Below are 24,575 nucleotides of genomic sequence, written 5' to 3' on the forward strand. Positions count from 1 at the left end.
CCGTTATCCGCGATCCGCCATCCGCTTATTTCAGTAACGCCGAAAGAGCAGGAATGTTTCCCTAACAGCGCAAAACTAAGACCTGCAAGAAGGCGGCTTTAGGGCGCAAATTTCGGAAAAGAGAGGCTTCAAGTTTCTTGCGAACCGGCTCTCGCGGACTACCGGCGCCGCTTCGGCTTCTCCAGCAGCGCGACGGCCTCGACATGCGGCGACCACAGGAACTGGTCGATCGGCGTCACGCTCTTCAGTTGATAGCCGCCGTCGATGAGGATGCGCAGATCCCGCGCCAGCGTCGTCGGATTGCAGGAGACGGCCGCGACCAGCGGCACGTCTGAGCGGGCGATCTGCTTGGACTGATCCTCCGCGCCGGCGCGCGGTGGATCGAAGACGAGGCCGTCGAAGCCGCTCAACTCCTTGAAGGTCAGCGGCCTGCGGAAGAGGTCGCGACGCTCGCTGGTCACGCGCTTCAAGCCGCTGGCGAAGCGGAAAGCACGGTCGAGCGCGGCCAGCGCTGGGGCGTCTCCCTCCACGGCATGCACTTCCGACTTCGCCGCCAGCCGGAGCGCGAAGCTGCCGCAGCCGGCGAACAGGTCGGCGATCTTCTTGACACGCGACAGGTGCTGGCAGACGAGACCCGCCATCGTCTGCTCGGCGGCCTCCGTCGCCTGAAGGAAGGCGCCGGGCGGCAGGGCGACGGCGACCGAGCCGAACTGCACCACCGGCTTCTTCGGCTCCACGATCACCTCGCCGTCGATCGAAAGCCTCGCCAGGCCCGCGGCAATCACAAAATTGGAAGCGATGCGGCGCTGGTTTTCGCCGAGCTTGCCCGCGTCATGGACGGCGACATCGAGGCCGGACGCCGTGGCGGTGACGGTCATGTGGAAGGCTTTCGGCGTCGCGCAGACCAGTCCTGCCAGTCTTCGCAAAGGATCGAGCGCATCAACGATTGCCGGCAGCGAGATCGGGCATTCCTCGATAGGAATGATCTCGGAGGAGAGCGCGCGCACGAAACCGAGCAGCATGCCGGCCTCGGTGCGCCGAGCGCTGAAGACGACGCGGCGGCGCGTGTGCGGCGCGCAAGGCACCAGCGCGTCGATCTGACCAGCGATGCCCTTGATCTTGAGCGCCTGCACCACCCGTTCGCGTTTCCACTGCCGGTAGCCGTCGGCCTCGAAATGCTGCAACGCGCAGCCGCCGCATTCGGTGAAGTGGCGGCAGGGCGGATCAACCCTAAGCGGTGAAGTCTCAACAACCGACATCAGCGTCGCGCGGTCCTTCTGGCGCGCGGCGGTGACCGTCTCGCCAGGCAGCGTGAACGGGATGAAGACCTCACCGCCATCGGCACCGGCGATGCCGTCGCCCTGCGAACCGAGCCTTGTGATGGTGAAGCGCGCGCTCATGGCGATGCCGCGTCCTTGATCGCGGCGAGAAGGAACTCGCGGTTGCCGTCGCCGCCCTCGATCGGCGATGGATGCAGCCCAAGCACGCGCCAGCCCGGCATGCCGGCAAGCCAGTCGCGCAAACCGGCGGCGATGCGCTCGGCCTCGCTCGGGTCCTTGAGCAGTCCGCCCTTGCCGATCGCCTCGCGACCCGCCTCGAATTGCGGCTTGACGAGAAGCAGCGCCCTGGCGCCCTCGCCCGCCAAGGCCAGCGCCGGCGGCAGCGCCAGCTTCAGCGAGATGAAGCTGACATCACAGACCAGGAAATCCGGAACGCGGTCGCCAAGATCGGCGGCGGTCAGGTCCCGCGCATTCAGCCCTTCAATGACCGTGACCCGCCGATCGGCGGCAATTTCCGGGTGCATCTGGCCGTGACCGACATCGATCGCCGTGACATGGGTAGCACCACGCTCGAGCAGCACCTGGGTGAAGCCGCCGGTCGAGGCGCCGATATCGAGCGCCTCATGCCCAGAGGGATCGAGGCCGAAATGGTCGAGGCCGGCAATCAGCTTCAGCGCCGCGCGCGACACATAGGCCTGCGCCGGATCGTCGACGGCAACGACACAGTGTGGCGCGACGGGCTGGCCCGGCTTGCGGGCGACTGCGCCGTCGACAGTGACGGTGCCGCGTTCGATCGCGTCGCGGGCGCGGGAACGGCTGGCGAACAGGCCACGTGCGACGAGCAGTTCGTCGAGACGCGGACGCGCGCTGGCGGGCAAAGAGGAACTCATCGGCCTTCATTGGCGAAAGCCGGCGGCGAAGGCAATGGCAGCCCTGTTGAATATGGCGCGGGGCACGGCAGAATGCCGGCGCCGAAAGTCCGCTCACCCGGTCGAGGAAGAGCCATGCTGAAGGGAACCTGCCATTGCGGCGCTGCGCACTGGACGCTGGAAGGCGATCCGGGATCGATCACCGCCTGCAACTGCACCCTTTGCCGCCGCTACGGCACGCTCTGGGCCTATGACTATGTCGACGAGCGCATCCGCATCGCAGGTCCGACGAGCTCCTACAGGAGGGTCGAGGTGGCCGAGCCCGCGCTGGAAATCCTGTTCTGTCCGAAATGCGCCTGTGTGCTCGCCTGGCGCGGGTTGCTTCCCGGCTCGAGCGGCCGCACTCGCATCGCCGTCAATGTCAGGCTGGCCCCGCCGGAGGCGGTCGCCGACCTGCCGATCGAGCATTTCGACGGCCTCGAAACGTTCGACGACCTGCCGCGCGACGGCCGCTGCGTGCGCGATATGTGGTTTTAGAAAATAGTCCGCGAGACCCGGCGCTCGACCGCCGGCATCAGGCCGTCATTGTGGGAGGCCTGCTCGCGCGGCTCAGCAGGAGCCGGCGCCGTCGGCGCGACTTCCTGCGGCACCACCAGTTGGGGAGTCTGCTTGTAGGAGAAGCCGCCGCGGATGTTGCCCATCTTGCCGGCAACGATGTCCATCACCGCCTTTTCGAGGTTGCGGTCGTAACGCGTTCCGGCTGCCACCGGCGCGGCCATGGCACTCAGCAAGGCCATGCCGCAAAGGAACGATTTCATTGTTCTTATCCCCTGCCTAGGACCAGGGTCTTAGCAGGGCGCCCGTTGAAAATCGGCCAAAAGACAAGGTAACCGAACGGCCAAATGAAAACCTAAACAAACAGTTGCAGCCGCAAGCCGACAAACTCAATCGGAGAGGTGAGTTTTCGATTCAGGCGCGCTGCGCCTGCATGCCATGGCCGAGTGCGGCGAAGACCGTCCGCACGATGCCGGTCGTGTCGAGGCCCGCGTCGGCATACATCTTCTCAGGCTTGGCGTGATCGGTGAACTCGTCCGGCAAGACCAGCGGGCGCACCTTGAGGCCGTTTTCCAACAGGCCTTCATGGGCGAGGAAATGCAGCACCTGGCTGGCGAAGCCGCCGACCGCGCCCTCCTCGACCGTCACGAGAACCTCATGCGAGCGCGCCAGGCGGCGGATGAGATCCTCGTCCAGCGGCTTGGCGAAGCGAGCGTCGGCAACGGTGGTCGAAAGGCCCGCGGCGCCGAGCTCCTCGGCGGCCAGCAGGCAATCCTGCAGCCGCGTGCCGAACGAGAGCAGCGCCACCTTGGTGCCTTCCTTGAGAATGCGGCCTTTGCCGATCTCGAGCACTGAGCCGCGCTCCGGCATGTCGACGCCGACGCCGTTGCCCCGCGGATAGCGGAAGGCAATCGGGCCGCGGTCGTAGTCGGCTGCCGTGCGCACCATATGGCGAAGCTCCGCCTCATCGGCGGCGGCCATGACGACGAAGCCAGGCAGCGAGGCGAGGAAGGTCGTGTCGAAGGCGCCGCAGTGCGTGGCGCCGTCGGCGCCGACGAAGCCGGCGCGGTCGATCGGGAAGCGCACCGGCAGTTTCTGGATTGCCACGTCGTGCACCACCTGATCGTAGGCGCGCTGCAGGAAGGTCGAATAGATGGCGGCGAAGGGCTTGTAGCCTTCGGTGGCGAGGCCGGCGGCGAAGGTCACCGCGTGCTGCTCGGCAATGCCGACATCGAAGGTTCGGGCCGGGAACACCTCGCCGAAGAGGTCGAGGCCGGTGCCACTCGGCATCGCGGCGGTGATCGCCACGATTCGTTCGTCCTCGCGCGCCTCCTGGATCAGGCTCTCGGCGAAGACCTTGGTGTAGCTCGGCGCGTTGGCCGGCGCTTTCGCTTGCGCGCCGGTGATGACGTCGAACTTGTTGACGCCGTGATACTTGTCGGCGGCGGCCTCCGCCGGCGCGTAGCCCTTGCCCTTCTGGGTGACGACATGGATCAGAATGGGACCGTCGCCATTATCGCGGACGTTCTTCAGCACCGGGATCAGGTGCTCCAAATTGTGTCCATCGATCGGGCCGATGTGGAAGAATCCCATCTCCTCGAACAGCGTGCCGCCGGTGACGTAACCGCGCGCATGCTCGACCGCGCGGGTGATGGCGCTGTCGGCGCGCTTGCCGAGATAGGAGGTCAGCTTCTTGCCGAAATCGCGCAGGCCGAGATAGGTCTTGCCGGAGGCAAGCCTCGCCAGATAGGCGCTCATCGCGCCGGTCGGCGGGGCGATCGACATGTCGTTGTCGTTGAGGATGACGATCAGGCGGGCATTGAGCGCGCCGGCGTTGTTCATCGCCTCGTAGGCCATCCCGGCGGACATGGCGCCGTCGCCGATGACGGCGATGACATTGTTGCGGCCGCCCGCAAGGTCGCGGCCCATCGCCATGCCGAGGCCGGCCGAAATCGAAGTCGAGGAATGCGCTGCGCCGAAGGGGTCGTATTCGCTCTCTGCGCGCCGGGTGAAGCCGGAGAGACCGCCTTCCTGGCGAAGCGTGCGGATGCGGTCGCGGCGGCCGGTCAGAATCTTGTGCGGGTAGGCCTGGTGGCCAACGTCCCAGATCAGCCGGTCTTCCGGCGTGTTGAAGACATAGTGCAGCGCAACCGTAAGCTCGACGACGCCGAGACCGGCGCCAAGATGGCCGCCGGTGTGCGACACCGCATCGATCAGCTCCGCGCGCAGTTCGGTCGCCAGCTGCGGCAGCTCGCTTTCATCAAGCGTCCGCAAATCCGCGGGGATGCGGACTTTGTCGAGGAGCGGCGTGTCAGGCTTCGGGTTCACTCTGGGACGGCCTGTCAACTTAACCTTGGGTTAACCTTCAAATATGCGCTTTGCTATGCGCGAGATAGGCTGATGGCGCGCCAATGTAAATGCGTGTCAGTGACGCGCCTGGCGCAGAATGTCCATCCTGCGCTAACCTTCCGGCAGCGGAATGAATTCTTCCTCATCGCCAGGAACGATATCGAAGCGGCCCGTCTTCCATTCTTCCTTGGCCTGCTCGATGCGTTCTTTCGAGGACGAAACGAAATTCCACCAGATATAGCGCTTGGAGCCCAGCGACGCTCCGCCGAACAGCATGAAATGCGCGCCGCGCTCGGACGACACGACGATTTCTTCGCCCGGTTTGAACACCAAAAGCCGCTCGGCCGGGAAACGGTCGCCGGCAATCGAAACCTCGCCCTCCAGCGTGTAGATGGCGCGTTCCTCGGCGTCGCCGGGGATTTTGACGCTGGCGCCCGCCGCCAGCCGCAGATCGGCATAGAGCGTTTCCGAGGCGGTCGCGACGGGCGAGCGCAGCCCGGAAAATTCGCCGATGACGACGCGGCCGCTAACGCCCTCGGCATCGATTTCGGGCAGTTGGACGACCGACGTGTTCGCGAACACCGGGGCGATTTCTTCCTTGCTGTCCGGCAGCGCCAGCCAGGTTTGCAGGCCGGAAATCGACATCGGCGCGCCGCGCAATTCCTCGGGCGTGCGCTCGGAATGAACGATGCCGCGGCCGGCGGTCATCAAATTCACGTCGCCCGGCGCGATCACCATTTCGGTGCCGAGCGAGTCGCGATGCCTGATCTTGCCGTCGAACAGATAAGTGACGGTGGAAAGCCCGATATGCGGATGCGGGCGCACGTCGATCGCATGGCCGGCGCGCAGGATGGCCGGACCCATGCGGTCGAAGAAGATGAACGGACCGACCAGCCTGCGCTTCGCCGTCGGCAAGGCGCGGCGAACCTCGAAGCCGCCAATGTCCTTGGCGTTCGGAATGACCATCAACTCGATCTGGTCGCAGGCGAAGGCGTCGCCGGCCTCAGGATCGTTGCCCGGAAAGAAGCTCATGACCGGCGTCAGGCGAAGCGGAGCGCGGATCGGGCCTTCGCCTTGGCGGCCTCATCCTCGCGGTTGCGCGGATGCTGGGTGGTTTCGAGGCTGTCAAGCAGCTCGCGCGCGGCGGCGGCGATCGCCTCGACGGCGTGGTTGAAGGCATGCTCGTTGCGCTTGGACGGCTTGGTCGCGCCGCTCAGCTTGCGAACGAACTGCAGCGCCGCGTCATGGACCTCGTCGTCGGTCGCCGGCGGATCGAAGTTGAACAGGGTCTTGATGTTTCGGCACATGCTTTAACTCCTTACCTGCTTTCTGCCCGAACCGGTCTGACATTGTGCACCGAGGTGTGTTGAGATTCAGGTCAGACCGAGCCGAAAATGGCGGGTTCCGAGAACCGGACCGGAGCGTACTTGAAGGACGTGAGCACCGGAACCGCAGAAAGCCGCGTTTGCAGGCGGCCTCACCTGAATATCAATACACCTCACTCGGCGTCGAGCGGCTCCGTTCCAACCGGCTTGCCGTCGCGCGAGAGCCTGATCTTCTCGACCTTGTCCTCGGCGGCCTTGAGCAAGCGGTCGCAATGAGCCTTCAGCGCCTCGCCGCGCTCGTAGATCTTGATCGACTGGTCGAGCGGAACGTCGCCGCGCTCCAGATCATCGACGATCTTCTCCAGCGCGTCGAGCGCCTGTTCGAAGCTCATCGCCTTGACGTCTTGGTTAGCTTCATCAGCCATCATTCATCCCTTCATCAGCCGCCCGACATGGGCGGCGACCGAAAATGCCAATCCTTGCAGATCGTAACCGCCCTCCAGCAGGCTGACGAGCCGGTTGCCGCTGTGGCGCCCGGCGCGCTCCATCAGCTGGCCGGTCGCCCAGTCGAAATCATCCTCGGTCAGGTTGATCGCGGCCAGCGGATCGCGATGGTGCGCATCGAAACCGGCGGAAATGATGATCAGATCCGGCTGGAAGGCGTCGATCGACGGCAGCACGCGCGACAGGAAGGCGTCGCGGAACGTGTCGCTGCCGGTGCTCGGCGCAAGCGGCGCGTTGACGATGTTGCCGGCGCCGGTCTCGCTCTTGGCACCGGTGCCCGGATAAAGCGGCATCTGGTGGGTCGAGCAATAGAGCACCGACGGATCGTCCCAGAAAATGTCCTGCGTGCCGTTGCCGTGATGCACATCCCAATCGACGATGGCGACGCGCTCGGCCAGATGCTTCTCCTGCGCATAACGGGCGGCGATCGCCGCGGTGTTGAACAGGCAAAAGCCCATCGCGGTCGCTTTTTCGGCGTGATGGCCGGGCGGACGCGCGGCAACGAAGACATTGGCGGCACGGCCCTCGAACACATCGTCGACGGCGGCGTTCGCCGCGCCGATCGCCGTCACCGCGGCCTGCCAGCTTTTCGGGCTGGCGCTGGTGTCGGCATCGATCGAGACGATCCCCGTCTCGGGAATCGCAGCGCGGACACGGCCGACGAAATCCTCCGGATGCGCGTAAAGGATAGTCGCCTCGTCGCCTTCCGGCGCCTCGACGCGGTCGAGGGCCGAAAAAGCCTCGTCGTCGAGCACGCGCTCGATGGCGCGCAAACGGTCGGGCCGCTCGGGGTGGCCGGGCGGCGTGAGGTGTTCCAGGAATACCGGATGAGTGTAAAGACGAGTGGTCATGGCGCCTAATCTAGGCACCTGTCGCACGGATAGCCATGTTTCAGCGCCGAATGATTGGGGAAATCGCGCCCAATCGTGTCGCTGGCGGCATTGGCCCGGCTTCGGCTTCGCGATAAGGTCGCGTCGCTGCCTGGTGCCCGCAACGCGGGAGAATCGGGAACACGGTTGAAATCCGTGGCGTGCCCAACGCTGTGAGGGGGACCGCGCCGGCAAACGCCACTGTCCCAGACGGGAAGGCGCCGGATGCGGGTCGATCCCGAGCCAGAAGACCGGCCCGGCAGACATGGTCATCCGCATGGTCAGGCGGAGGACTGCTTATCGCAAGGGGACAAGCGATGCAGGCACGAACAGCCGCCGCCGGCGGCGATGACTTTGACCAATTGGCGCGCGACGCCGTCTACCGGGCCATGTTCACCCGGCGCGACGTGCGCAGCCATTTCCTTGCCGACGATCTCGACGACAGCGTTTTGGCGCGGCTGCTCACCGCGGCACACCACGCGCCGTCGGTCGGCTACATGCAGCCCTGGAACTTCATCATCATCCGGGACGCCACAAGGCGGCGGCAGGTGCGCGACCTGTTTTTGGCCGCGCGCGAACAGGAACTGCCGGCGATCGAGGCGGACCGGCAGGCGCTCTACCGCAAGCTGAAGCTCGAGGGCATCTGCGAAAGCGCGCTCAACCTGTGCATCACCTGCGACCGCCAGCGCTCGAAGAACTCGCCGCTCGGGCGCTGGCACAATCCGGAGATGGACCTCTACAGCACCGTCTGCGCGGTGCAGAATTTCTGGCTCGCGGCGCGGGCGGAAGGCGTCGGGGTCGGCTGGGTGAGCATCATCGAGCCCGAAGCGCTGAAGCGACTGCTGTCGATCCCCGAGCACGTCACGCCGATCGCCTATCTCTGCGTCGGCCGCGTCTCGGAATTCGCTCCAAGGCCCGACCTCGAAGCGCATGGCTGGGGCAAGCGCCTGCCGCTGCCCGAGCTGGTGATGAGCGAGACCTTTTGCGGCGCCGGCGAGGCGCCGCTCAAATCGGCGATCGCTCGTCTCGGAGAACGATTAAAGCCTTAGAACCGCTCGGCGTTCCATAGACCCGCCCCAACCGCAACGCGCCATCGCGCTTCGCGTTTGCGCAATGGCGCATTGGAAATGCCTGACCGTCGTTGCCCGCTCAGAAAACCGGGGATTGTTCGCGCATCGCTCGACAACGTGACGGTTCTTCCTGGCGTGATTGGGCCGGATCTCCGCACTCGCTTCCTCACGGCTAACCCTGTGCCAAGCGATGTCGTTCTCGGGCTTCAACGTCTGGCGAATTCACCGGCGTTCGCAATTAAATTCTGTCTTCTCATGTGAATAGGCAGATTGAGCTGGGCTACGGCGCTTATTGTCGGGCGATAGATGAGACCCGGCGTGTTCCCATGAATTTTTTTGCAATAGATCGGTCCGCCGAACATGAGGACGAAGCGGAATGGGAGCGCATCCGCGCAAAATACCCGCCGCAAGAACCATTCCTCAACTTGAACAACGCCGCGGTCAGTCCCCCACCGACTGTTGTCGAGGAAGCGACGGTTGACGCCTACCGCTTCATCAGTCGCAATCCCGACTACAATATGTGGAGCAAGCTCGACACAGCACTTCCTCATATCAAACGCGAGCTGGCGGAACTGATCGATTGCAGCCCCGGAGAGATCGCGCTGAACCGGAATTCGTCGGAGGGTCTTTCGACAGCGATCTTCGGAATACCGCTGACTAAGGGCGATCAAGTGCTGATCTCGCCTTGGGACTACCCCAGCGTTCGTGCGGGCTGGCTGCAGCGGCAACAGCGCGAGGGCATCGAGGTTGTAAACTGCACCTTCGACCTCATGGACAGCGACGACGACATCATCGAATCCTATGTTCAGGCGATGACCCCGCGTACCCGCGTCCTGCAGCTGACCCACATGTACCACTGGAACGGGCGTGTCCTGCCGGTGAACCGGCTCTGCGAAATCGCGCGGGAGCGCGACATCATGACTGTCGTCGACGGTGCCCAGACTTTTGCTCAGATGCCGGTCAGCTTCCGCGAACTCGATTGCGATTTTTTTGTCACCAGCCTGCACAAGTGGCTCGGTGCTCCTATCGGCAACGGGATGCTGGTCGTCAGCGAACGCCGGATCGATACCACCTGGCCATTGCTTGCACCTTTCGACCAGCCCGCGGTGCACATAGACAGGTTCGACCATTGGAATCTCGGCACCTACAATTCCGCTGTCCAGGCAGGAATCGCGCCCGCAATTCAATTCCACAAGGCGATCGGCGCGGAACGGATGCATGCGCGACTGCGCGAACTCACCCGATATTGGGTAGGTCTCGTCCAGGACATTCCCGGTTTCAGGCTCCATACGCCGACCGACACGGACAGCCTCGCTGCGATAAGTCTGTTTTCGATCGACAGCATCGACATGCAAGAACTCGAGCGCGACCTTCGCGAGAAACACCAGGTCCACGTGAAATACCGCAAGGTCGAGCACGTCGAGGGTTTGCGGGTTTCGCCACACATTTACATGCTTAAGCGCGATCTTGATGCCTTTGTCGCCGCGCTGCGAAGCGCTGTGGAGTGAACCGACGAATTTTCTCTGGCTGTGCCCGACCTTAGCCGTCTGCTGTCTGGCGAATAGCGTTTTCGCAGTCGAGGGGTGCAGGATGGCAGCGCCGCTATTTGCGCTTAAAGCTGCCCAGGCCTGCACCCTGACAAGAGTTCAATAGTTTCGCTCAAGGCGGTGAGCGTGGTCTGCATTTTTGAGGTCGATCAATGCGCCAAGTCTACGTGAGTGGATCCTATCTACCGGAAAGCGAGGCCCGTATCTCGGTCTTCGATCGGGGCTTCCTGTTCGCCGACGGAGTCTATGAGGTCACGCTCGTTCTTGATGGCAAGCTCGTCGATTTTGCCAGTCACATGGCGCGCCTGCGGCGATCGCTCCGTGAGCTCGATATGCCGTTCTCCCTGACCGAAGCAGATCTTTTGAAGATCCACAGGGAGCTCATTGGACAGAACAATGTATCCGAGGGACTTGTCTATTTGCAGATCACCCGGGGCGCGGCCGACCGCGATTTCATATTTCCTACTCGGGATACGCCCAACACCGTGGTGCTCTTCACACAAGAGAAGGCATTTGTCGAAAATCCGGTCGCCATACGCGGCCAGCACGTCATAACCGTGGAAGATCTCCGGTGGCGGCGCTGCGACATCAAAACGGTGCAACTCCTGTATCCCTCCATGGCCAAAATGCAGGCGAAATCACGCGGCGCCGATGACGCATGGCTAGTGAGGGATGGTTACGTCACGGAAGGCTCTTCCAACAACGCCCATATCGTGACTTCGGATGGGACGATCGTCACGCGGGATCTCTCGAGCGATATCCTGCACGGGATTACCCGGGCAGTCGTTCTGCAGTGCGCAAGTGAACTTCATCTGCGGGTGGAGGAGCGCCCATTCACAGTAGTAGAGACCAGACTTGCGACGGAGGCGTTTTCAACGTCATCATCCGGGCTGGTGAACCCGGTGGTCAGGATGGATGGTGCGCCGATCGGCAACGGGCTGCCGGGCGTAGTCACCCGGCGGTTGCGACAAATTTATCTCGATAGAAGCCGAGCATCGGCGATCTAGCGTTGATCGTCGACGGTGTTCTCTGCGGCGTCAAACCTCGATACGCAACCTGCCGGTGGCGTTACTCAGGGCGCATATAGACCGCGCTAACTCAAGCACTCCTGACGCCAGCCCTGCACGTGAATAGCTCGCCCGAGCACTCGCGGCGCCCAAGTAGCTTGACAAGGCCGCTGCTAGACTGGCGTTCGCGCCAGATGCTGTCGGCGATCCTTCCATTGGCGAGGCATCTTCTCTGACTCTAGTCAAGCGGTCCTTGGCGAATCCCAGCGCGAGCCGCCGAAGGGGCTGAGCGCCTTGTCGCGCAGCTCCCTGAACTTGGACGAGGCTTCGGCCAGGCGCCGGTCCCATTCCGGATTGGGGACCTGGCCCTCGATGGTGGCGAAGTAGACCTGCATCAGCGAAGCGATGGCGAAGGGCTCGATGAAAGCCGCCTTGAAGGCCCAGGCGAAGACGATGGCCAACACGAAGGCCCAGCCGGCAAGCTGGCCCGGCATGGCCCAGAGGATCGCGGCGGCGGGCGCCAGCATCAAAAGAAAGATGACGAAGGAAACACCCCACATGATCACCGCCAGCCAGACGGCGTTCTTGACCATCAACTTGCCGTTCTGCGCGTAGAGCACGACGCCTTGCCTGGCGGTCTCGAAAGGCGAGTTGGAATTGGTGCGGATGTTGTAGCCGAGGATGATCTCGTCGACATAGGTCAGCGACAGGCGGATGACGGTATTGATGAAGCTCACCAGACCGCTTAAGCCTGGAATGGGTAGGAACGCAGCAATGCCGCCGATCAGCCCTGTGATGGCGCGGATGGCGCCTTTCACCAGCTGGTCGACGACGAAAAGGATGTTGGCCTCGGCGAAGCGCTTCGTCACCACTTCGCGCGCATAGGCGATCTGGCCCTGGCCGTCGGGAACGTCCTGCCCGTCGATCAGATGGACCATGACGGCGATATGGCCTGCCTTGAGCACATAGAGAATGTATTCGCGGATCCAGTAGACGGCGATCGAGACCACGCCGAAGCCGACGACCCCACCCCACAAGGCAAAGGACATCGGCCCGTCCGGATCGGTCGAGATGTGGCCGACGCCGTAACCGACGCTGGCGCCGGTGCCGGTCGCCGTTATGTAGGCCACCGTGATGCCGAAATAGACGATGATGCGAAAGACGATGAACGGCCATGTCCGCATCATGATGGACACCGACCGGCCGATGCTGAAGTCCCACATGGCCCCGACCCTCCGCCTCAGAGAATTGGCGGGAGAGGATGCGCTCGCTCCTGCCAAAGTCAATGTCGGAGGGATTTTGAGCGGGGGACAATTGTCTGAGGCAGCGCGGACCCGAGTGATTGCCCGGAACGCCGCGACCGGATGCTATTTGGTTTTCAGGCCTTCCAGCAGCTGCTTGAACGCCGCCACAACCTTCTTCGACGTCGCTTCCGGATCCTTGGCATTGGCGATGCGCTGCGAGGCCTGGCTACTGGCGCCGTTGATGAGCCGCGCTGCGGTCTCGGGGTCGAGATCGGGAACGACGACGCCCTCCTCCTGCAGCTTTGACAGGTGATCGGTCATTGAAGCCGTGCAGGCGCTGGCGTTGGGCCACTGAGCCGGATCGCCGAGCACGGCCGGGCCGTCCCTGAACATGATGCGCTGGATTTCCGGCTCAAGCGCCATCTCGATATAGGTGGTGCATTCGTCGACGAAATGCTGCCAGCGAGTAGGCGCCCGCGAGGCCACCTCGTTCACCCGCGCCGCCATCTCGGCGTCGATCTCGGCGATCACCGCCTGCAGGAGCCCCTTCTTGTCGCCGAAATGATGATAGAGCGCGCCGCGCGTCAGACCCGCCGAAGCGGTGAAATCGTCCATCGAGGCCTCGGCATAGCCGATCGTGCCGAAGGCATGGCGCGCGGCCGCGATCAGCTTGGCGCGCGTCTCGGCGATCATCTCCTTGCGGGGTTTGTGCATGGCTCCTGGTCTTATTCACATACGCGTCGTATGCTAATTGACATACGCGACGTATGAACTATCTGACATTCATACGCTGCGTATGTAATTGCGGCGCCTTCCCTTGTCGAGGAACGGGACCATGCGAAACCCATATTCGGAAATCTTTCGGGCTCCTGGCACGAAGAGCTTCGCCGCGGCAGCCTTCATCGCCCGGCTGCCGATCGCCATGGCGCCGATCGGCATTGTGGCGATGCTGTCACAAACGCATGGCGAGTACTGGCTGGCCGGCGCCGTCTCGGCCACATACGCTTTGGTCAACGCCTTCCTGTCGCCGCAGGTCTCGCGGCTGGTCGACCGCCTCGGCCAGAGCCGGATTGCCGTGCCGACGACACTTGTCTCGGCGCTTGCCTTCGCGACCTTGATCGTCGCGGCCAACCAGCACTGGCCGGTGTGGACCTTGTTCCTATCGTCGCTGCTTGCCGCCTTAATGCCCAGCATCCCGGCGCTGGTCAGGGCGCGCTGGACCGAGATTTTTCGCGACCGCCCCGAGCTCAATACGGCCTTCGCCTTCGAATCGGCCGCGGACGAGCTGGTCTATGTCGCTGGGGCATCGCTGTCGGTGGGCTTGAGCGCCGCGCTATTCCCGGAAGCCGGGATGGTGGTGAGCACCTTGCTGCTCGCCTTCGGCTCGGCGGCATTCCTGCTGCAGCGTTCGACGGAACCGCCCATTCGCCCGGCCGAGGATGGCGCGGCCGGTTCGGCGATCCGCCTGCGGCCGGTGCAGATCATCACCTTTGCGCTGATCTTTGTCGGCGCGACCTTCGCAACCGCGGAAGTCACCACCGTTGCCATTACTGAAGAGCTGGGCCAGCCCGAAGCAGCCAGCCTCGTCATCGGCGTCTATGCACTGGGATCCTTCGTGCTCGGCATCATCGTCGGCGCGCTCAGTTTGCGCACGCCGCTGCAACGCCAACTCGCGATAGCTGTCGCCGTCATCGCGCTCACCACGCTGCCGCTGCTTTTTGCCGACACGGTGCCGACCCTGGCGCTAGCCGTCTTCGTCAGCGGCGTTGCCATCTCGCCGACCTTCATCACCGCCTTTGGCCTGATCGAACGCCACGTGCCGCCGGCAATGCTCACGGAAGGCGTGACCTGGGTGACCACCGGGATCGGCATCGGCATGGCGCTAGGCTCCTTCGCCGCCGGCTGGATGGTCGACACTTTTGGACCGCAGAACGGGTTCTGGGTGTCGGTGGCGGCAGGCTCAGTCGCTTTGGTCACCGTGCTCGCCGGCCAGTGTCGGCTGGCGACGCCGGACTGCGACCCGAATGAATGCGAAGCGGCGATTGCTCCGGCTGGATGATACCGATGCATCCGGCTCTGGCTGGCTATATGTCCTGCTTTTGAACGAACTTCGCCGCCGGGACTGCGTAAAGCCCCGTCGGCGCGCCATGGAGCATGATCTCCCGCTCGAAGACGAAGCCGCATTTCTCCAGCACGCGCCGCGATGCCGGATTGGCGGGACGCGCCAGTGCGATCACCCGATCGGCGCGCAAGGGGCCGAAAGCCGCGTGCAAGGTCCCCCGGACCAGTTCCGTCGCGTAGCCATGCCCCCAGGTCTCGGGATGAAGATGATAGGACAGGTTCAGCCCATCGAAATCGCTCGATAAGGTGACACCGCCGAAGCCGATCAGCCTCTCGTTGGCTTCGACCGCCCAGCGACCAAATCCGTGCCTGTCCCAATGATCGATGTCGCGAGCGAGCCTTGCAGCGCTCTGCTGCGGCGTGTCCGGCGTCGGGTCGGGGCGATGCGCCACCAGTTCGGGGCGCGAAAAAAGATCGGCCAGAAACTCCAGATCCGCCTGTTTGGGCCGGCGCAGCAGCAATCGTTCGGTCTGCTGGCTGACAGGCAATGGCGCGGCCATCGTTTTTCTCCGCCGCCTGTCGGCCGAAACGTCAGAGAATTTCCGTTTTGGCGATGTGAATGCCGAATCCTTCGAGGCCGACATAGTGGCGCTCGCGCGAGGCGATCAGGTTGATCGAGGAAATGCCGAGATCCTTGAGGATCTGCGCTCCGAGCCCGATCTCGCGCCACTCGTTCTCGCGCCGGCGCGCCTCTTCGTGATCCTCGCGGTCGCCGCTTTGTGGCCGCTTGCGCTCCTGATGGGCGACGCCGACCGAGCCTTCGCGCAGGTAGACGATGACGCCACGCTTGCGCTCGCCCATCGCCTTCATGATGTGGTCCAAGCGGTGGCTGGTGCCGAAGACGTCGGTGACGACGTCTTCCGAATGCAGCCGCACCGGCACCTCCTCGCCGTCGCGGATGTCGCCGAAGACGACCGCGACATGGTGCATGGAATCCCAGGGCAGCGTGTAGGTGAAGACCTGCGCCTTGCCGCCGGGCGTCTCGATGTCGGAGCAGGCGACGCGCTCGACCAGCGTTTCCTTGCGCTGGCGATAGGCGATGAGATCGGCGACCGAAACCTGCTTCAGCCCGTGCTGCGCGGCGAAAGCCTGCACCTCAGGTCCACGCTTGACGGTGCCGTCGTCGTTGACCAGTTCGGAGATGACGCCGATCGGCGGCAGCCCGGCGAGTTTGCACAGGTCGACCGCGGCTTCCGTATGGCCCGAGCGCATCAAGACACCGCCTTCGCGCGCGATCAGCGGGAAGATGTGGCCGGGCCGCACGAAGTCGGAGGCACCAACATTGCCATTGGCGAGGTTACGCACGGTGAGCGTGCGGTCGTCCGCCGAAATACCCGTCGTGGTGCCGTGCTTGAAGTCGACGCTGACGGTGAAAGCCGTGGTGTGGGCGGAATCATTGTCGGCCACCATGGGCGCAAGGTTTAGCCTCCTTGCGTCCTCGCGCAGCATCGGCGTGCAGACGATGCCGGAGGTGTTGCGGACGATGAAGGCCATCTTTTCCGGCGTGCAGTGGACGGCGGCAACGATCAGGTCGCCCTCGTTCTCGCGCCCATCATCGTCCATGACGACGACGATCTCGCCGCGCTCGAAAGCGCGGATCGCTTCGACGATCTTCTTCTGGTCGTATGGCATGGACGCTCGCTAGCTCGCTTGGGGAATAGGGCGGTAAGGGAGTAGGGGAACGGAAAAAGTTTGGCGTCGCCGAATGCGACGTAACATACTCACCTACTGCCCTACTGCCTTCCCGTCTGTCCTCTATGGCGCAGATAATGATCCGCGATCGCGCAGGCAACCATGGCCTCGCCGATCGGCACGGCGCGGATGCCGACGCAAGGATCGTGGCGGCCCTTGGTCATGACCTCGACGTCCTTGCCGTCCTTGTCGATCGATTTCCGCGGCGTGAGGATCGAGGAGGTCGGCTTGACGGCGAAGCGGGCGACGATCGCCTGGCCGGTCGAGATGCCGCCGAGGATGCCGCCGGCATTGTTGGACAAAAACACCGGCTTGCTGTCATTGCCGATCCGCATCTCGTCGGCATTCTCTTCGCCGGTGATGCGGGCGGCTTCGAAGCCGTTGCCGATCTCGACGCCCTTGACGGCGTTGATCGACATCAGGCCGGAGGCGATGTCCTGGTCGAGCTTGGCATAGATCGGCGCGCCGAGGCCCGCCGGCACACCTTCGGCGACGATCTCGATCACCGCGCCGACCGACGAGCCGGCCTTGCGAATGCCGTCGAGATAGGCGGCAAAGACCGGAACCGAGGCCGGGTCGGGGGTGAAAAACGGGTTTTCCGCATCGCCGACGAAACTCCAGTTCCAATTGGCGCGATCGATCGACTTTTCACCCATCGAGACCAGCGCGCCGCGCACCACCATGCCCGGCACTACCTTGCGTGCCAGCGCGCCGGCCGCCACTCTGGCTGCCGTCTCGCGCGCCGAGGAGCGGCCGCCGCCGCGATGGTCGCGCAACCCGTATTTGACCTCATAGGTGTAATCGGCATGGCCCGGCCGGTACTGGCGGGCGATCTCGCCGTAATCCTTGGAGCGCTGATCCACATTTTCGATCAGCATCGAGATCGGCGTGCCGGTGGTGATCATCGTCTCGCCGTCCTCGTCGAGGATGAAGCCGGAGAGGATCTTGACCTCGTCCGGCTCGCGGCGCTGGGTGACGAAGCGCGACTGGCCCGGGCGGCGCCGGTCGAGCTCGGCCTGGATGTCCTCGCGCTTGAAGCGGATCCCGGGCGGGCAGCCGTCGACAACGCAGCCAAGAGCGGCGCCATGGCTTTCACCCCAGGTGGTGACGCGGAAAAGATGGCCGAAGGTGTTGTGAGACATGGAAAAAACGCCCTGCCCGGCGCGGACCCGGTTCGCCGGTTCAAGCGTGCCTTCTATTGGCGTTTTCCACAGCGGTCAAACGGTGATCGGATGCATCAATCTGTGATCTGGAGGATTTAGTTTTGACACATTCGGTTGGTTTCTGCTCTCTTCCATCCGCCGTTGAGGATCCGCCGTTGCTCATGCCGGCGCAATGACCAAAGAGGACGACGATGCGTACCCTGATTGGCGCCGCCTGCGCCATGTTGCTCATTTCCACCGCTGCCGCGTTCGCCGGCCAGACCGAAGGCTTGATCAAGAAGGTCGACAAGGACACGCTGACGCTGACGCTGGACGACGGAAAGTCCTACAAGCTCAACGCCGAAACCGATCTCGACGCGCTGAAGCCCGGCATGGATATCGTCCTCGCCTACGACGTGACCAATGGCGAGAATGTCGTGACCGATATGCAGCTGCCGGACAGCGACTAGAATCATCCGCGCCGCGAGGTCTTGGCGGACGGCGCAGTACGTTGTAGCAGTACGTTGGTAGAGGACACCTTTGCCAATGTCCGAGCGCCGAACGCTTCGTCATGCTGGAGCGAAGCAAGGGGCGCAGCGACGCAAACGCAGATTCCCGGATGGCGACGTTCGAGGCCTTCGGCCTGCCTCCAACACACGGCCTGAAACGCAGGCCCTACAGCCACTCCAGGGTGCGGCCCTCGAGCCGTAGCAGGCGGTCCTGCGGTACGTCGAGGCTGGCGGCTTCCTGCTTGGAAATGCCGGTGACGAAGCGGAAGAAGCAGCGCATGATCCCGCCATGGGTGACGCAGACGGTCGGCTGGCGAAGCGCGTCGAACCAGGGTTTTATCCGCTCGAGCAGCATCTCGTAGCTTTCGGCGCCCTCGCCGGGCGGCTGGAAATCCCACTTCGCGGCGCGGCGGCTTTTGGTCGAACCCGGGACACGCTTTTCGAGTTCGGCAAAGGTGAAACCCTGCCAGTCGCCGAAGCTTAGCTCCACCAAGCGCGGATCGGTGCGATAGGCGAGCGGGTCGAGACCCATCGCCGCGCGCATCAGTTCCATCGTCTCACGCGTGCGGCGCATCGGGCTGGCGACAAAATCGAAATCCGCGGCGTTTCCGATAAGGTCCGCCAACCGTCGGCCGTTTTGCGTCGCCTGCTCGCGGCCAAGTTCGTTGATATCGGTATCCGCCTGGCCTTGTAGCCGACCCTCGGCGTTCCACTGCGTCTGGCCGTGGCGCGCGATGTAGACGAGCGGATACATCAGGTCTCCGGAGGTCGGGCCAGGGCCTGGACGATAGACAGGCGGAGAGAACTAGTCCTTGACGGTCGAGATGTCGGGGGCGTCGACCGCCTTCATGCCGACGACATGGTAGCCGGAATCGACGTGATGGACCTCGCCGGTCACGCCGCGCGACAGGTCCGACAGGAAGTAGACGCCGGAATCGCCGACTTCTTCCTGCGTCACCGTCTGCTTGAGCGGCGCGTTGTACTCGTTCCATTTGAGGATGTAGCGGAAGTCGCCGATGCCGGAGGCGGCAAGGGTCTTGATCGGGCCGGCCGAGATGGCGTTGACGCGGATCTTCTTGGCGCCGAGGTCGACGGCGAGATAGCGCACGCTGGCCTCGAGCGCCGCCTTGGCGACGCCCATGACGTTGTAGTGAGGCATAACCTTCTCGGCGCCGTAATAGGTCAGCGTCAGCAGCGAGCCGCCTTCGCTCATCAGCGGCTCGGCGCGCTTGGCGATGGTGGTGAAGGAAAACACCGAAATATCCATGGTGCGCAGGAAATTATCGCGCGTCGTCTCGACATAACGGCCGGTCAGCTCGTCCTTGTCCGAGAAGGCGATGGCATGGACGAGGAAGTCGAGCTTGCCCCAGTGCTTGGCGATGTCGGCAAAGACTGCGTCCAGGCTTTCCGGATCGGTCACGTCGCAATGGCCGGCGACATGCGCGTTGAGTTCCGCCGCCAGCGGCTCGACGCGCTTCTTGAACGCCTCGCCCTGATAGGTCAGCGCGATTTCGGCGCCGTGATCGACGCAAGCCTTGGCGATGCCGAAAGCGATCGACCGATTGTTTGCGACGCCAAGGATGAGGCCTCGCTTACCGGCCATCAGGCCCTGTCCACCCGCCATGTGCGCAATTCTCCGCAAGAATGTCTGCTTTGTGGAGCCCTATCGCACAGGCACAGGGCCCCTTCAAGCGTCGAAAACAGACTGGCTTGAGGAGAAAACCGCTTCGATCAGCCTTTCCGCTTGCGCATCAGGGCTTCGAGATCGGCGTCTCCACCCTCCGGCAGCATCAGCCGCACATGGGCGTAGAGATCGCCATGGCCACCTACTTTTTCCGGCAGGCCCCTGCCCTTCAGGCGCAACACCTTGTCCGAGCTCGACCATGCGGGAACGTTGACCGCGAGCTTGCCGGTCGGCGTCTCGACGGCCACCTTGGCGCCGAGCACCGCGTCGGCGAGTTCGATAGGCAGGTCGACATGCAGGTCGCGGCCCTCGATGCGATAGCGCGGATGGCGGCGAATGTGGATCTTGACCAGCGCGTCGCCCGGCTGGCCGGGCCCCTGCTCGCCCTGACCCTTCAGGCGGATGGTCTGGCCCTCCTCGACATAGGTGGGAAGCTTGACCGCCATCTTGCGGCCGTCAGGGAACATCGCCGTCACCTTCTCCGCGGTGGCGGCCTCTTCGACGGTGATGTCCAGCGTGACATTGAGGTCAGGCGCCTGGACCGGCTGGCGACGGTCGCCACGGCCTGGACCGCGCCCACCCGAAAAGGCCTCGCCGAAGATCTGGCTGAAGATGTCGCTGTTGCCGTCGAAAGGATCGCCGCCCGGACGACCGGTGCGGAATTCGAAATGCGCCCCGCCGGGGCCCTGCTGACGGCGGAATCCGGCAAACGGATCGCCACCGGCCGCGCCCTCGAAGCCCTGGAATCTCGGCTTGCCGTCGGCGTCGATCTCGCCGCGATCGTAAGCTGCGCGGCGCTTCTCGTCGCCGACGATCTCATAGGCCTGGTTGGCGGCCGCAAAACGCTCTTTCGCCTTCGGATCATTCGGATTCTGGTCCGGATGATGCTGCTTGGCGAGCTTGCGGTACGCCGATTTTATTTCCTTGGCCGAGGCGTTCTTGGCAACGCCCAGCACCTCATAGGGGTCGCGCATGCTTCCTGCCTGAAAGAGAGATTGGGTCCACAGTTGCCTTCTATATGCGCTCGCATAGGAAGAAATTCCAGTAGTGCAAGATGCCGATGGCGATTGAAATTAGAGCGCCTTGAACTCCTGCATGCGCCAGCCTCCGGCGTCGGCAATGCAGAGCTCGCCCTGGTACATGGCGACGCCGTCGAAACTTTCCCGCGTCGCGTTGAAGCGTCGGCAGGTCAAGCCGCCATCCTTGAGTTCCACCAGCTCGGTGATCGAGCCACGGGAGCCGGTGCCGGCATTGGCCCATGGCACCGCCTGGCCGCCGAGCTCCTGGATGTCGGCGGAAGACACCGCATTGCCGATCGTGGTCTGGTCCGAGTCGTTGTCGCTGCTTGCCGGCACGGCGGGCGCGGACGGCGCGCTGGAGGTGATGATCGAGCGGTCAACCTCCGCCTTCTCGAGGCTGAAGCCGCCGGCGCCACAGGCCGCGAGCGGAAGCGCCAATGTCAGCAACGCAGCCTTGGCGCTGGCCGAAGCAATAACGCTCCATTGCCCGCTGTCAAAAGCTTGCGCGATACGCGACAATCGGCGAACTCCTCCCGCAACGTTAAAAATTTGGAAAACTATGAACGAAAGCGAGTTAACAAGCGGTGACTTCGCCGAGGCTTTGGAGCCGTTCCGGCTGTTTGCCGAGTGGCTGGACGACGCCGTCAAGAGCGAGATCAACGACCCCAACGGCGTTGCGTTGGCAACCGTCGACGCCGACGGCATGCCGGATGTGCGGATGGTGCTGCTCAAGGGGTTCGACGAACGGGGATTTGTCTTCTACACGAATTTCGAGAGCGCCAAGGGCCGCGAGATTCTTGGCAGCATGAAGGCGGCGATGTGCTTCCACTGGAAATCGCTGCGCCGCCAGGTGCGCGTGCGCGGGCCGGTGGAGATCGTCAGCGACGCCGAGGCCGACGCCTATTATGCGACGCGGCCGCGCGGCAGCCGCATCGGCGCCTGGGCCTCGAAACAGTCGCGGCCGCTGGAAAGCCGCTTCGCGCTGGAAAAGGCGGTGGCCGAATACACGGCGCGCTATGCGATCGGCGAAATCCCCCGGCCGAAACACTGGTCGGGCTTCCGCATCCTGCCGCAGACGATCGAGTTCTGGCACGACCGCCCGTTCCGGCTGCATGACCGCATCGTGTTCTCGAGAAACGACGCCGGCGGCTGGGACAAGACGCGGCTCTACCCCTGAGATCGCCGAGAGCGAAGAGTTCAGCCTTTCTTGCGGGTCATGAAGGCGGTCAACGCCGCGCGCGCCTCGTCGGACTTCAGCCGCTCGCGGAAATGCTCGCTCTCGACCTTGATGCGGGCGACGATTTCCGCGCGCGGCTCACGCATCAGATCGCGGGCAATCTTAAGCGCCTGCGGCGGCTTGGCGGCGATCTCGGCCGCCGCAGCCAGCACCGCGCCTTCCAGTTCGTCTTCCGCGACCACATCGTAGATCAGGCCGGCGGCCTTGGCGCGCTCAGCCGAAAAACCTTCGCCGAGACCGAGCAGCGCGAAGGCGCCCTGGCGGCCGAGGACCTGCGGCGCGAGCAGGCTCGAGCCGGCCTCCGGCACGAGGCCGAGGTCGACGAAGGGCGTGCGGAAGAGCGTGCGCGGCGTGGCGAAGGTCAGGTCGCAGTGCAGATTGAGCGTGGTGCCGATGCCCACCGCTATGCCGTCGACACCCGAAACCATCGGCTTCTCCGCCTTGGCCAGCGCCATCAGGAAATCCCACACCTCGTTGCCGCCCTCGCCGCCGGTGGCGATCACCAGGAAATCCGCAAGGTCGTTGCCGGAAGAAAAGGCACCGGGCACCCCGAGAAAGACATGGACGCGAACGGTCGGATCGGCATCGCCTTCAGAAAGGGCGGCCGACATTTTCGCGTACATGGCACGTGTCAGCGCATTCTTCTTCTCAGGCTGGTTCATGCGGATGATCTGCACGGCGCCCCGGCGCTCGATGAGGATATGGTCGGTCACGATCGGTTCCTTCGGCTGACTGGCTGTTCAGGCGATCAGCGCCTTGCCGGCGGCGGCGAGGCTTTCGGCGCCGTCGATGACGCGCTCCTTGAGCGCGCGCGTCTCGCCTAGGAGGTTTTCGGCAAAGAAGCGGCAAAGCGCGACTCGGCCGCGGTCGGCTAGGCCGCCCTGCGCCAAATAAGCGCCGCCCGCGGCGAGCGAGATCAGGCGCAGATAGGGCGTGGCGCCAGCCATCGCGGCATCCGCCTTGCCGTCGGCCATCAGCCTTTGCAAGAAGCGCGTCGCCTCGTCGAGATCGGCAAGCGCGCGATCGAGATTGTCGGCGGTGCGGCCAAAACCCTCGATGTTGGAGGTGCGCACCGCATCGGCCATCGCTTTCAATTCGCCGATATAGCGATGCACGTGCTCGCCGCCGCCGAGCGGCAGTTTTCGCGAGACGAGGTCGATCGCCTGGATGCCGTTGGTGCCTTCATAGATCGGCGCGATGCGGGCGTCGCGATAGAGCGCCGCCGCGCCCGTCTCCTCAATGAAGCCCATGCCGCCATGCACCTGGATCCCCAGCGAAGCGACCTCGACGCCGACATCGGTCGAAAAGGCTTTTGCCAGCGGCGTCAAGAGATTAGCGCGGTCGCGCCAGTTGGCGGCGGCCTCGCCCTCGGCGACACGGGCACGGTCGATGGCGTGCGCACAGGTATAGGCGATAGCACGCGCGATCTGCGTCAGCGCCCGCATGGTGAGAAGATTGCGCTGCACGTCCGGGTGACGGACGATCGGCGCCATGCCGGACCCTGAATAATCAGATGCCTTGCCCTGCCGGCGCTCATTGGCATAGGCGATCGCCTTCTGCGTGGCGGTTTCGGCCACCGCAACGCCCTGCATGCCCACCGCGAGACGAGCGTTGTTCATCATCGTGAACATGCAGGCCAACCCTTTGTTCTCCTCGCCGACCAGCCAGCCGATGGCGCCGGGCCTCATGCCCTCAAAACCGTCGCCATAGATCATGGTGCAGGTCGGCGATGCATGGATGCCGAGCTTGTGCTCGAGGCCGGAACAGAAGACGTCGTTGCGGGCGCCGAGCGAGCCATCGTCATCGACCAGGAACTTCGGCACCAGGAAGAGCGAGATGCCGCGCGTGCCGGCGGGCGCGTCGGGCAGCCTCGCCAGCACCAGATGCACGATGTTGTCGGTGAAATCGTGCTCGCCATAGGTGATGAATATCTTCTGGCCGAAGATGCGGTAGGTGCCGTCGCCGGCAGGCTCGGCACGGGTGCGCAAAGCGGCGAGGTCCGAGCCGGCCTGCGGCTCGGTCAGGTTCATCGTGCCCATCCACTCGCCCGAGACGAGCTTGGCGAGGTATTTGGCCTTCAGCGCCTCGGAGGCGTGCTTGTCGAGCGCCTCGACCGCGCCCATGGTGAGCGTCGGACCGATGCCGAAGGCCATGGCGGCGGAGTTCCACATTTCGAGCGCGGCGACGCCGAGCATCGTGGGCAGGCCCTGGCCGCCATATTCGGCCGGCCCGGACAGCGCGTTCCAGCCGCCTTCGATCCAGCGCCGGTAAAGCTCCTTCCAGCCCGGCGGCGTGGTGACGGCGGCATCCACAAGCACCGCGCCATGCTCGTCGCCGATCTTGTAGAGCGACGCAACCTCCTCGCTGGCGAAGCGCCCGGCCTCGGCCAGGATCGCGTCGACCAGGTCCTCGCCGAGGTCGCCGAAGGTGCCGGCGTCCAGCGCCGGCTTCAGGCCGGCCACCTGCTTCAGCGTGAAGGCGATGTCCTCGACCGGTGCGCGATACATTGTGCCTGCTTCTCCTCCAGTGCGGCCAACCGTAGTCGCGCAGCC

The 24,575-nt window shown here is 64.0% G+C and carries 26 protein-coding genes and 1 riboswitch; of the genes, 7 read left to right on the forward strand and 19 right to left on the reverse strand.

Going from position 1 to position 24,575, the window contains the following annotated elements; all coding sequences use genetic code 11:
• Window positions 1-158: 158 nt before the first annotated feature.
• Together EJ078_RS07150 and EJ078_RS07155 are read right to left on the reverse strand one after the other, a co-directional pair.
• Window positions 159-1,400 carry a class I SAM-dependent RNA methyltransferase gene (locus EJ078_RS07150; RefSeq protein WP_127215636.1) on the reverse strand — a complete coding sequence of 414 codons (1,242 nt, stop codon included), beginning with the start codon at window positions 1,398-1,400 and terminating at the stop codon, window positions 159-161.
• A complete protein-coding gene (locus tag EJ078_RS07155) occupies window positions 1,397-2,170 on the reverse strand; it encodes a TlyA family RNA methyltransferase (protein WP_095800299.1) in 774 nt (257 codons plus the stop codon). The genes EJ078_RS07150 and EJ078_RS07155 overlap by 4 nt, the downstream gene beginning before the upstream one ends.
• Before the next feature lie 114 nt (window positions 2,171-2,284).
• Here EJ078_RS07155 and EJ078_RS07160 point away from each other — a divergent pair, with 114 nt between their 5' ends.
• Entirely contained in the window at window positions 2,285-2,686 is a 402-nt protein-coding gene (locus EJ078_RS07160; protein ID WP_095823806.1) for a GFA family protein, read from the forward strand.
• On the opposite strand, the gene EJ078_RS07165 is transcribed toward EJ078_RS07160, so the two are convergent.
• From EJ078_RS07165 to EJ078_RS07190, 6 genes are all read right to left on the reverse strand, one after another.
• Complete coding sequence (locus tag EJ078_RS07165; protein ID WP_127403146.1) at window positions 2,683-2,967, reverse strand: hypothetical protein; 285 nt, start codon at window positions 2,965-2,967, stop codon at window positions 2,683-2,685. The two genes, EJ078_RS07160 and EJ078_RS07165, sit on opposite strands and share 4 nt — an antisense overlap.
• 151 nt (window positions 2,968-3,118) lie before the next feature.
• Complete coding sequence (dxs, locus tag EJ078_RS07170) at window positions 3,119-5,032, reverse strand: 1-deoxy-D-xylulose-5-phosphate synthase (RefSeq protein WP_127215634.1); 1,914 nt, start codon at window positions 5,030-5,032, stop codon at window positions 3,119-3,121.
• A gap of 132 nt (window positions 5,033-5,164) precedes the next feature.
• Window positions 5,165-6,085, reverse strand: coding sequence for a pirin family protein (locus EJ078_RS07175; protein WP_095777992.1), 921 nt, complete (start codon window positions 6,083-6,085; stop codon window positions 5,165-5,167).
• A gap of 8 nt (window positions 6,086-6,093) precedes the next feature.
• On the reverse strand, window positions 6,094-6,360 hold the full coding sequence (locus tag EJ078_RS07180; RefSeq protein ID WP_127215633.1) for a DUF2277 domain-containing protein: 267 nt from the start codon (window positions 6,358-6,360) through the stop codon (window positions 6,094-6,096).
• A 191-nt stretch (window positions 6,361-6,551) separates the two neighbouring features.
• Entirely contained in the window at window positions 6,552-6,803 is a 252-nt protein-coding gene (locus EJ078_RS07185; protein ID WP_095778033.1) for an exodeoxyribonuclease VII small subunit, read from the reverse strand.
• Window positions 6,804-6,806: 3 nt separating this feature from the next.
• Complete coding sequence (locus tag EJ078_RS07190) at window positions 6,807-7,733, reverse strand: histone deacetylase family protein (protein WP_066998053.1); 927 nt, start codon at window positions 7,731-7,733, stop codon at window positions 6,807-6,809.
• Window positions 7,734-7,847: 114 nt separating this feature from the next.
• A riboswitch (cobalamin riboswitch) is annotated at window positions 7,848-8,026 on the forward strand.
• Between the two features lie 42 nt (window positions 8,027-8,068).
• Here EJ078_RS07190 and bluB point away from each other — a divergent pair.
• From bluB to EJ078_RS07205, 3 genes are all read left to right on the forward strand, one after another.
• A complete protein-coding gene (gene bluB / locus EJ078_RS07195) occupies window positions 8,069-8,800 on the forward strand; it encodes a 5,6-dimethylbenzimidazole synthase (RefSeq protein WP_127215632.1) in 732 nt (243 codons plus the stop codon).
• Between the two features lie 347 nt (window positions 8,801-9,147).
• Window positions 9,148-10,329, forward strand: coding sequence for an aminotransferase class V-fold PLP-dependent enzyme (locus EJ078_RS07200; RefSeq protein WP_127215631.1), 1,182 nt, complete (start codon window positions 9,148-9,150; stop codon window positions 10,327-10,329).
• A 191-nt stretch (window positions 10,330-10,520) separates the two neighbouring features.
• Window positions 10,521-11,375, forward strand: coding sequence for a D-amino-acid transaminase (locus EJ078_RS07205; RefSeq protein ID WP_127215630.1), 855 nt, complete (start codon window positions 10,521-10,523; stop codon window positions 11,373-11,375).
• A 242-nt stretch (window positions 11,376-11,617) separates the two neighbouring features.
• On the opposite strand, the gene EJ078_RS07210 is transcribed toward EJ078_RS07205, so the two are convergent.
• Window positions 11,618-12,598: a hypothetical protein gene (locus EJ078_RS07210; RefSeq protein WP_095777995.1), complete on the reverse strand. Its 981-nt coding sequence runs from the start codon at window positions 12,596-12,598 to the stop codon at window positions 11,618-11,620.
• 144 nt (window positions 12,599-12,742) lie between these two features.
• Window positions 12,743-13,333, reverse strand: a complete 591-nt coding sequence (locus tag EJ078_RS07215) for a TetR/AcrR family transcriptional regulator (protein ID WP_066998060.1) — start codon at window positions 13,331-13,333, stop codon at window positions 12,743-12,745.
• Between the two features lie 121 nt (window positions 13,334-13,454).
• On the opposite strand from EJ078_RS07215, the gene EJ078_RS07220 reads away from it, so the two are divergent.
• Window positions 13,455-14,678, forward strand: coding sequence for an MFS transporter (locus tag EJ078_RS07220; protein ID WP_127403145.1), 1,224 nt, complete (start codon window positions 13,455-13,457; stop codon window positions 14,676-14,678).
• Between the two features lie 25 nt (window positions 14,679-14,703).
• On the opposite strand, the gene EJ078_RS07225 is transcribed toward EJ078_RS07220, so the two are convergent.
• The 3 genes from EJ078_RS07225 to aroC all read right to left on the reverse strand — a co-directional run bounded on the left by EJ078_RS07225 (window position 14,704) and on the right by aroC (window position 17,574).
• Window positions 14,704-15,240 carry a GNAT family N-acetyltransferase gene (locus EJ078_RS07225; RefSeq protein WP_095800306.1) on the reverse strand — a complete coding sequence of 179 codons (537 nt, stop codon included), beginning with the start codon at window positions 15,238-15,240 and terminating at the stop codon, window positions 14,704-14,706.
• A 31-nt stretch (window positions 15,241-15,271) separates the two neighbouring features.
• Entirely contained in the window at window positions 15,272-16,372 is a 1,101-nt protein-coding gene (gene ribB, locus EJ078_RS07230; protein ID WP_067327840.1) for a 3,4-dihydroxy-2-butanone-4-phosphate synthase, read from the reverse strand.
• Between the two features lie 101 nt (window positions 16,373-16,473).
• Complete coding sequence (gene aroC, locus EJ078_RS07235; protein ID WP_067327839.1) at window positions 16,474-17,574, reverse strand: chorismate synthase; 1,101 nt, start codon at window positions 17,572-17,574, stop codon at window positions 16,474-16,476.
• Window positions 17,575-17,786: 212 nt separating this feature from the next.
• On the opposite strand from aroC, the gene EJ078_RS07240 reads away from it, so the two are divergent.
• Entirely contained in the window at window positions 17,787-18,044 is a 258-nt protein-coding gene (locus tag EJ078_RS07240; protein ID WP_066998075.1) for a DUF1344 domain-containing protein, read from the forward strand.
• A 205-nt stretch (window positions 18,045-18,249) separates the two neighbouring features.
• Here EJ078_RS07240 and EJ078_RS07245 read toward each other — a convergent pair whose 3' ends face one another.
• From EJ078_RS07245 to EJ078_RS07260, 4 genes are all read right to left on the reverse strand, one after another.
• Entirely contained in the window at window positions 18,250-18,837 is a 588-nt protein-coding gene (locus tag EJ078_RS07245) for a histidine phosphatase family protein (RefSeq protein WP_095800309.1), read from the reverse strand.
• 51 nt (window positions 18,838-18,888) lie between these two features.
• On the reverse strand, window positions 18,889-19,707 hold the full coding sequence (gene fabI, locus EJ078_RS07250) for an enoyl-ACP reductase FabI (RefSeq protein ID WP_059186698.1): 819 nt from the start codon (window positions 19,705-19,707) through the stop codon (window positions 18,889-18,891).
• Between the two features lie 107 nt (window positions 19,708-19,814).
• On the reverse strand, window positions 19,815-20,741 hold the full coding sequence (locus tag EJ078_RS07255) for a DnaJ C-terminal domain-containing protein (protein WP_066998086.1): 927 nt from the start codon (window positions 20,739-20,741) through the stop codon (window positions 19,815-19,817).
• Window positions 20,742-20,840: 99 nt separating this feature from the next.
• Window positions 20,841-21,305: an RT0821/Lpp0805 family surface protein gene (locus tag EJ078_RS07260; protein ID WP_067327836.1), complete on the reverse strand. Its 465-nt coding sequence runs from the start codon at window positions 21,303-21,305 to the stop codon at window positions 20,841-20,843.
• A 40-nt stretch (window positions 21,306-21,345) separates the two neighbouring features.
• Between EJ078_RS07260 and pdxH the strand changes: the two genes are divergently transcribed.
• Window positions 21,346-21,963, forward strand: a complete 618-nt coding sequence (gene pdxH / locus EJ078_RS07265; protein ID WP_067327835.1) for a pyridoxamine 5'-phosphate oxidase — start codon at window positions 21,346-21,348, stop codon at window positions 21,961-21,963.
• Between the two features lie 20 nt (window positions 21,964-21,983).
• Here pdxH and EJ078_RS07270 read toward each other — a convergent pair whose 3' ends face one another.
• On the reverse strand, window positions 21,984-22,736 hold the full coding sequence (locus EJ078_RS07270; protein WP_127215590.1) for a crotonase/enoyl-CoA hydratase family protein: 753 nt from the start codon (window positions 22,734-22,736) through the stop codon (window positions 21,984-21,986).
• Window positions 22,737-22,763: 27 nt separating this feature from the next.
• Window positions 22,764-24,530 (reverse strand): acyl-CoA dehydrogenase family protein, encoded by a 1,767-nt coding sequence (locus EJ078_RS07275; RefSeq protein WP_127215591.1) that lies wholly within the window; start codon window positions 24,528-24,530, stop codon window positions 22,764-22,766.
• Between the last annotated feature and the right edge of the window lie 45 nt (window positions 24,531-24,575).

It is taken from the genome of Mesorhizobium sp. M1A.F.Ca.IN.022.06.1.1 (assembly GCF_003952605.1).
Classification (GTDB): Bacteria; Pseudomonadota; Alphaproteobacteria; order Rhizobiales; family Rhizobiaceae; genus Mesorhizobium.

Coding starts and splice junctions, on each gene's coding strand:
- EJ078_RS07210 (WP_095777995.1), bottom strand. CDS start 12,598: ATGTGGGACTTCAGCATCGGCCGGTCGGTGTCCATCATGATGCGGACA.
- EJ078_RS07245 (WP_095800309.1), bottom strand. CDS start 18,837: ATGTATCCGCTCGTCTACATCGCGCGCCACGGCCAGACGCAGTGGAAC.
- EJ078_RS07240 (WP_066998075.1), top strand. CDS start 17,787: ATGCGTACCCTGATTGGCGCCGCCTGCGCCATGTTGCTCATTTCCACC.
- EJ078_RS07205 (WP_127215630.1), top strand. CDS start 10,521: ATGCGCCAAGTCTACGTGAGTGGATCCTATCTACCGGAAAGCGAGGCC.
- EJ078_RS07190 (WP_066998053.1), bottom strand. CDS start 7,733: ATGACCACTCGTCTTTACACTCATCCGGTATTCCTGGAACACCTCACG.
- EJ078_RS07175 (WP_095777992.1), bottom strand. CDS start 6,085: ATGAGCTTCTTTCCGGGCAACGATCCTGAGGCCGGCGACGCCTTCGCC.
- EJ078_RS07155 (WP_095800299.1), bottom strand. CDS start 2,170: ATGAGTTCCTCTTTGCCCGCCAGCGCGCGTCCGCGTCTCGACGAACTG.
- fabI (WP_059186698.1), bottom strand. CDS start 19,707: ATGGCGGGTGGACAGGGCCTGATGGCCGGTAAGCGAGGCCTCATCCTT.
- EJ078_RS07200 (WP_127215631.1), top strand. CDS start 9,148: ATGAATTTTTTTGCAATAGATCGGTCCGCCGAACATGAGGACGAAGCG.
- aroC (WP_067327839.1), bottom strand. CDS start 17,574: ATGTCTCACAACACCTTCGGCCATCTTTTCCGCGTCACCACCTGGGGT.
- EJ078_RS07225 (WP_095800306.1), bottom strand. CDS start 15,240: ATGGCCGCGCCATTGCCTGTCAGCCAGCAGACCGAACGATTGCTGCTG.
- EJ078_RS07275 (WP_127215591.1), bottom strand. CDS start 24,530: ATGTATCGCGCACCGGTCGAGGACATCGCCTTCACGCTGAAGCAGGTG.
- EJ078_RS07255 (WP_066998086.1), bottom strand. CDS start 20,741: ATGCGCGACCCCTATGAGGTGCTGGGCGTTGCCAAGAACGCCTCGGCC.
- EJ078_RS07165 (WP_127403146.1), bottom strand. CDS start 2,967: ATGAAATCGTTCCTTTGCGGCATGGCCTTGCTGAGTGCCATGGCCGCG.
- pdxH (WP_067327835.1), top strand. CDS start 21,346: ATGAACGAAAGCGAGTTAACAAGCGGTGACTTCGCCGAGGCTTTGGAG.
- EJ078_RS07220 (WP_127403145.1), top strand. CDS start 13,455: ATGCGAAACCCATATTCGGAAATCTTTCGGGCTCCTGGCACGAAGAGC.
- EJ078_RS07150 (WP_127215636.1), bottom strand. CDS start 1,400: ATGAGCGCGCGCTTCACCATCACAAGGCTCGGTTCGCAGGGCGACGGC.
- EJ078_RS07180 (WP_127215633.1), bottom strand. CDS start 6,360: ATGTGCCGAAACATCAAGACCCTGTTCAACTTCGATCCGCCGGCGACC.
- bluB (WP_127215632.1), top strand. CDS start 8,069: ATGCAGGCACGAACAGCCGCCGCCGGCGGCGATGACTTTGACCAATTG.
- EJ078_RS07215 (WP_066998060.1), bottom strand. CDS start 13,333: ATGCACAAACCCCGCAAGGAGATGATCGCCGAGACGCGCGCCAAGCTG.
- EJ078_RS07160 (WP_095823806.1), top strand. CDS start 2,285: ATGCTGAAGGGAACCTGCCATTGCGGCGCTGCGCACTGGACGCTGGAA.
- EJ078_RS07185 (WP_095778033.1), bottom strand. CDS start 6,803: ATGGCTGATGAAGCTAACCAAGACGTCAAGGCGATGAGCTTCGAACAG.
- ribB (WP_067327840.1), bottom strand. CDS start 16,372: ATGCCATACGACCAGAAGAAGATCGTCGAAGCGATCCGCGCTTTCGAG.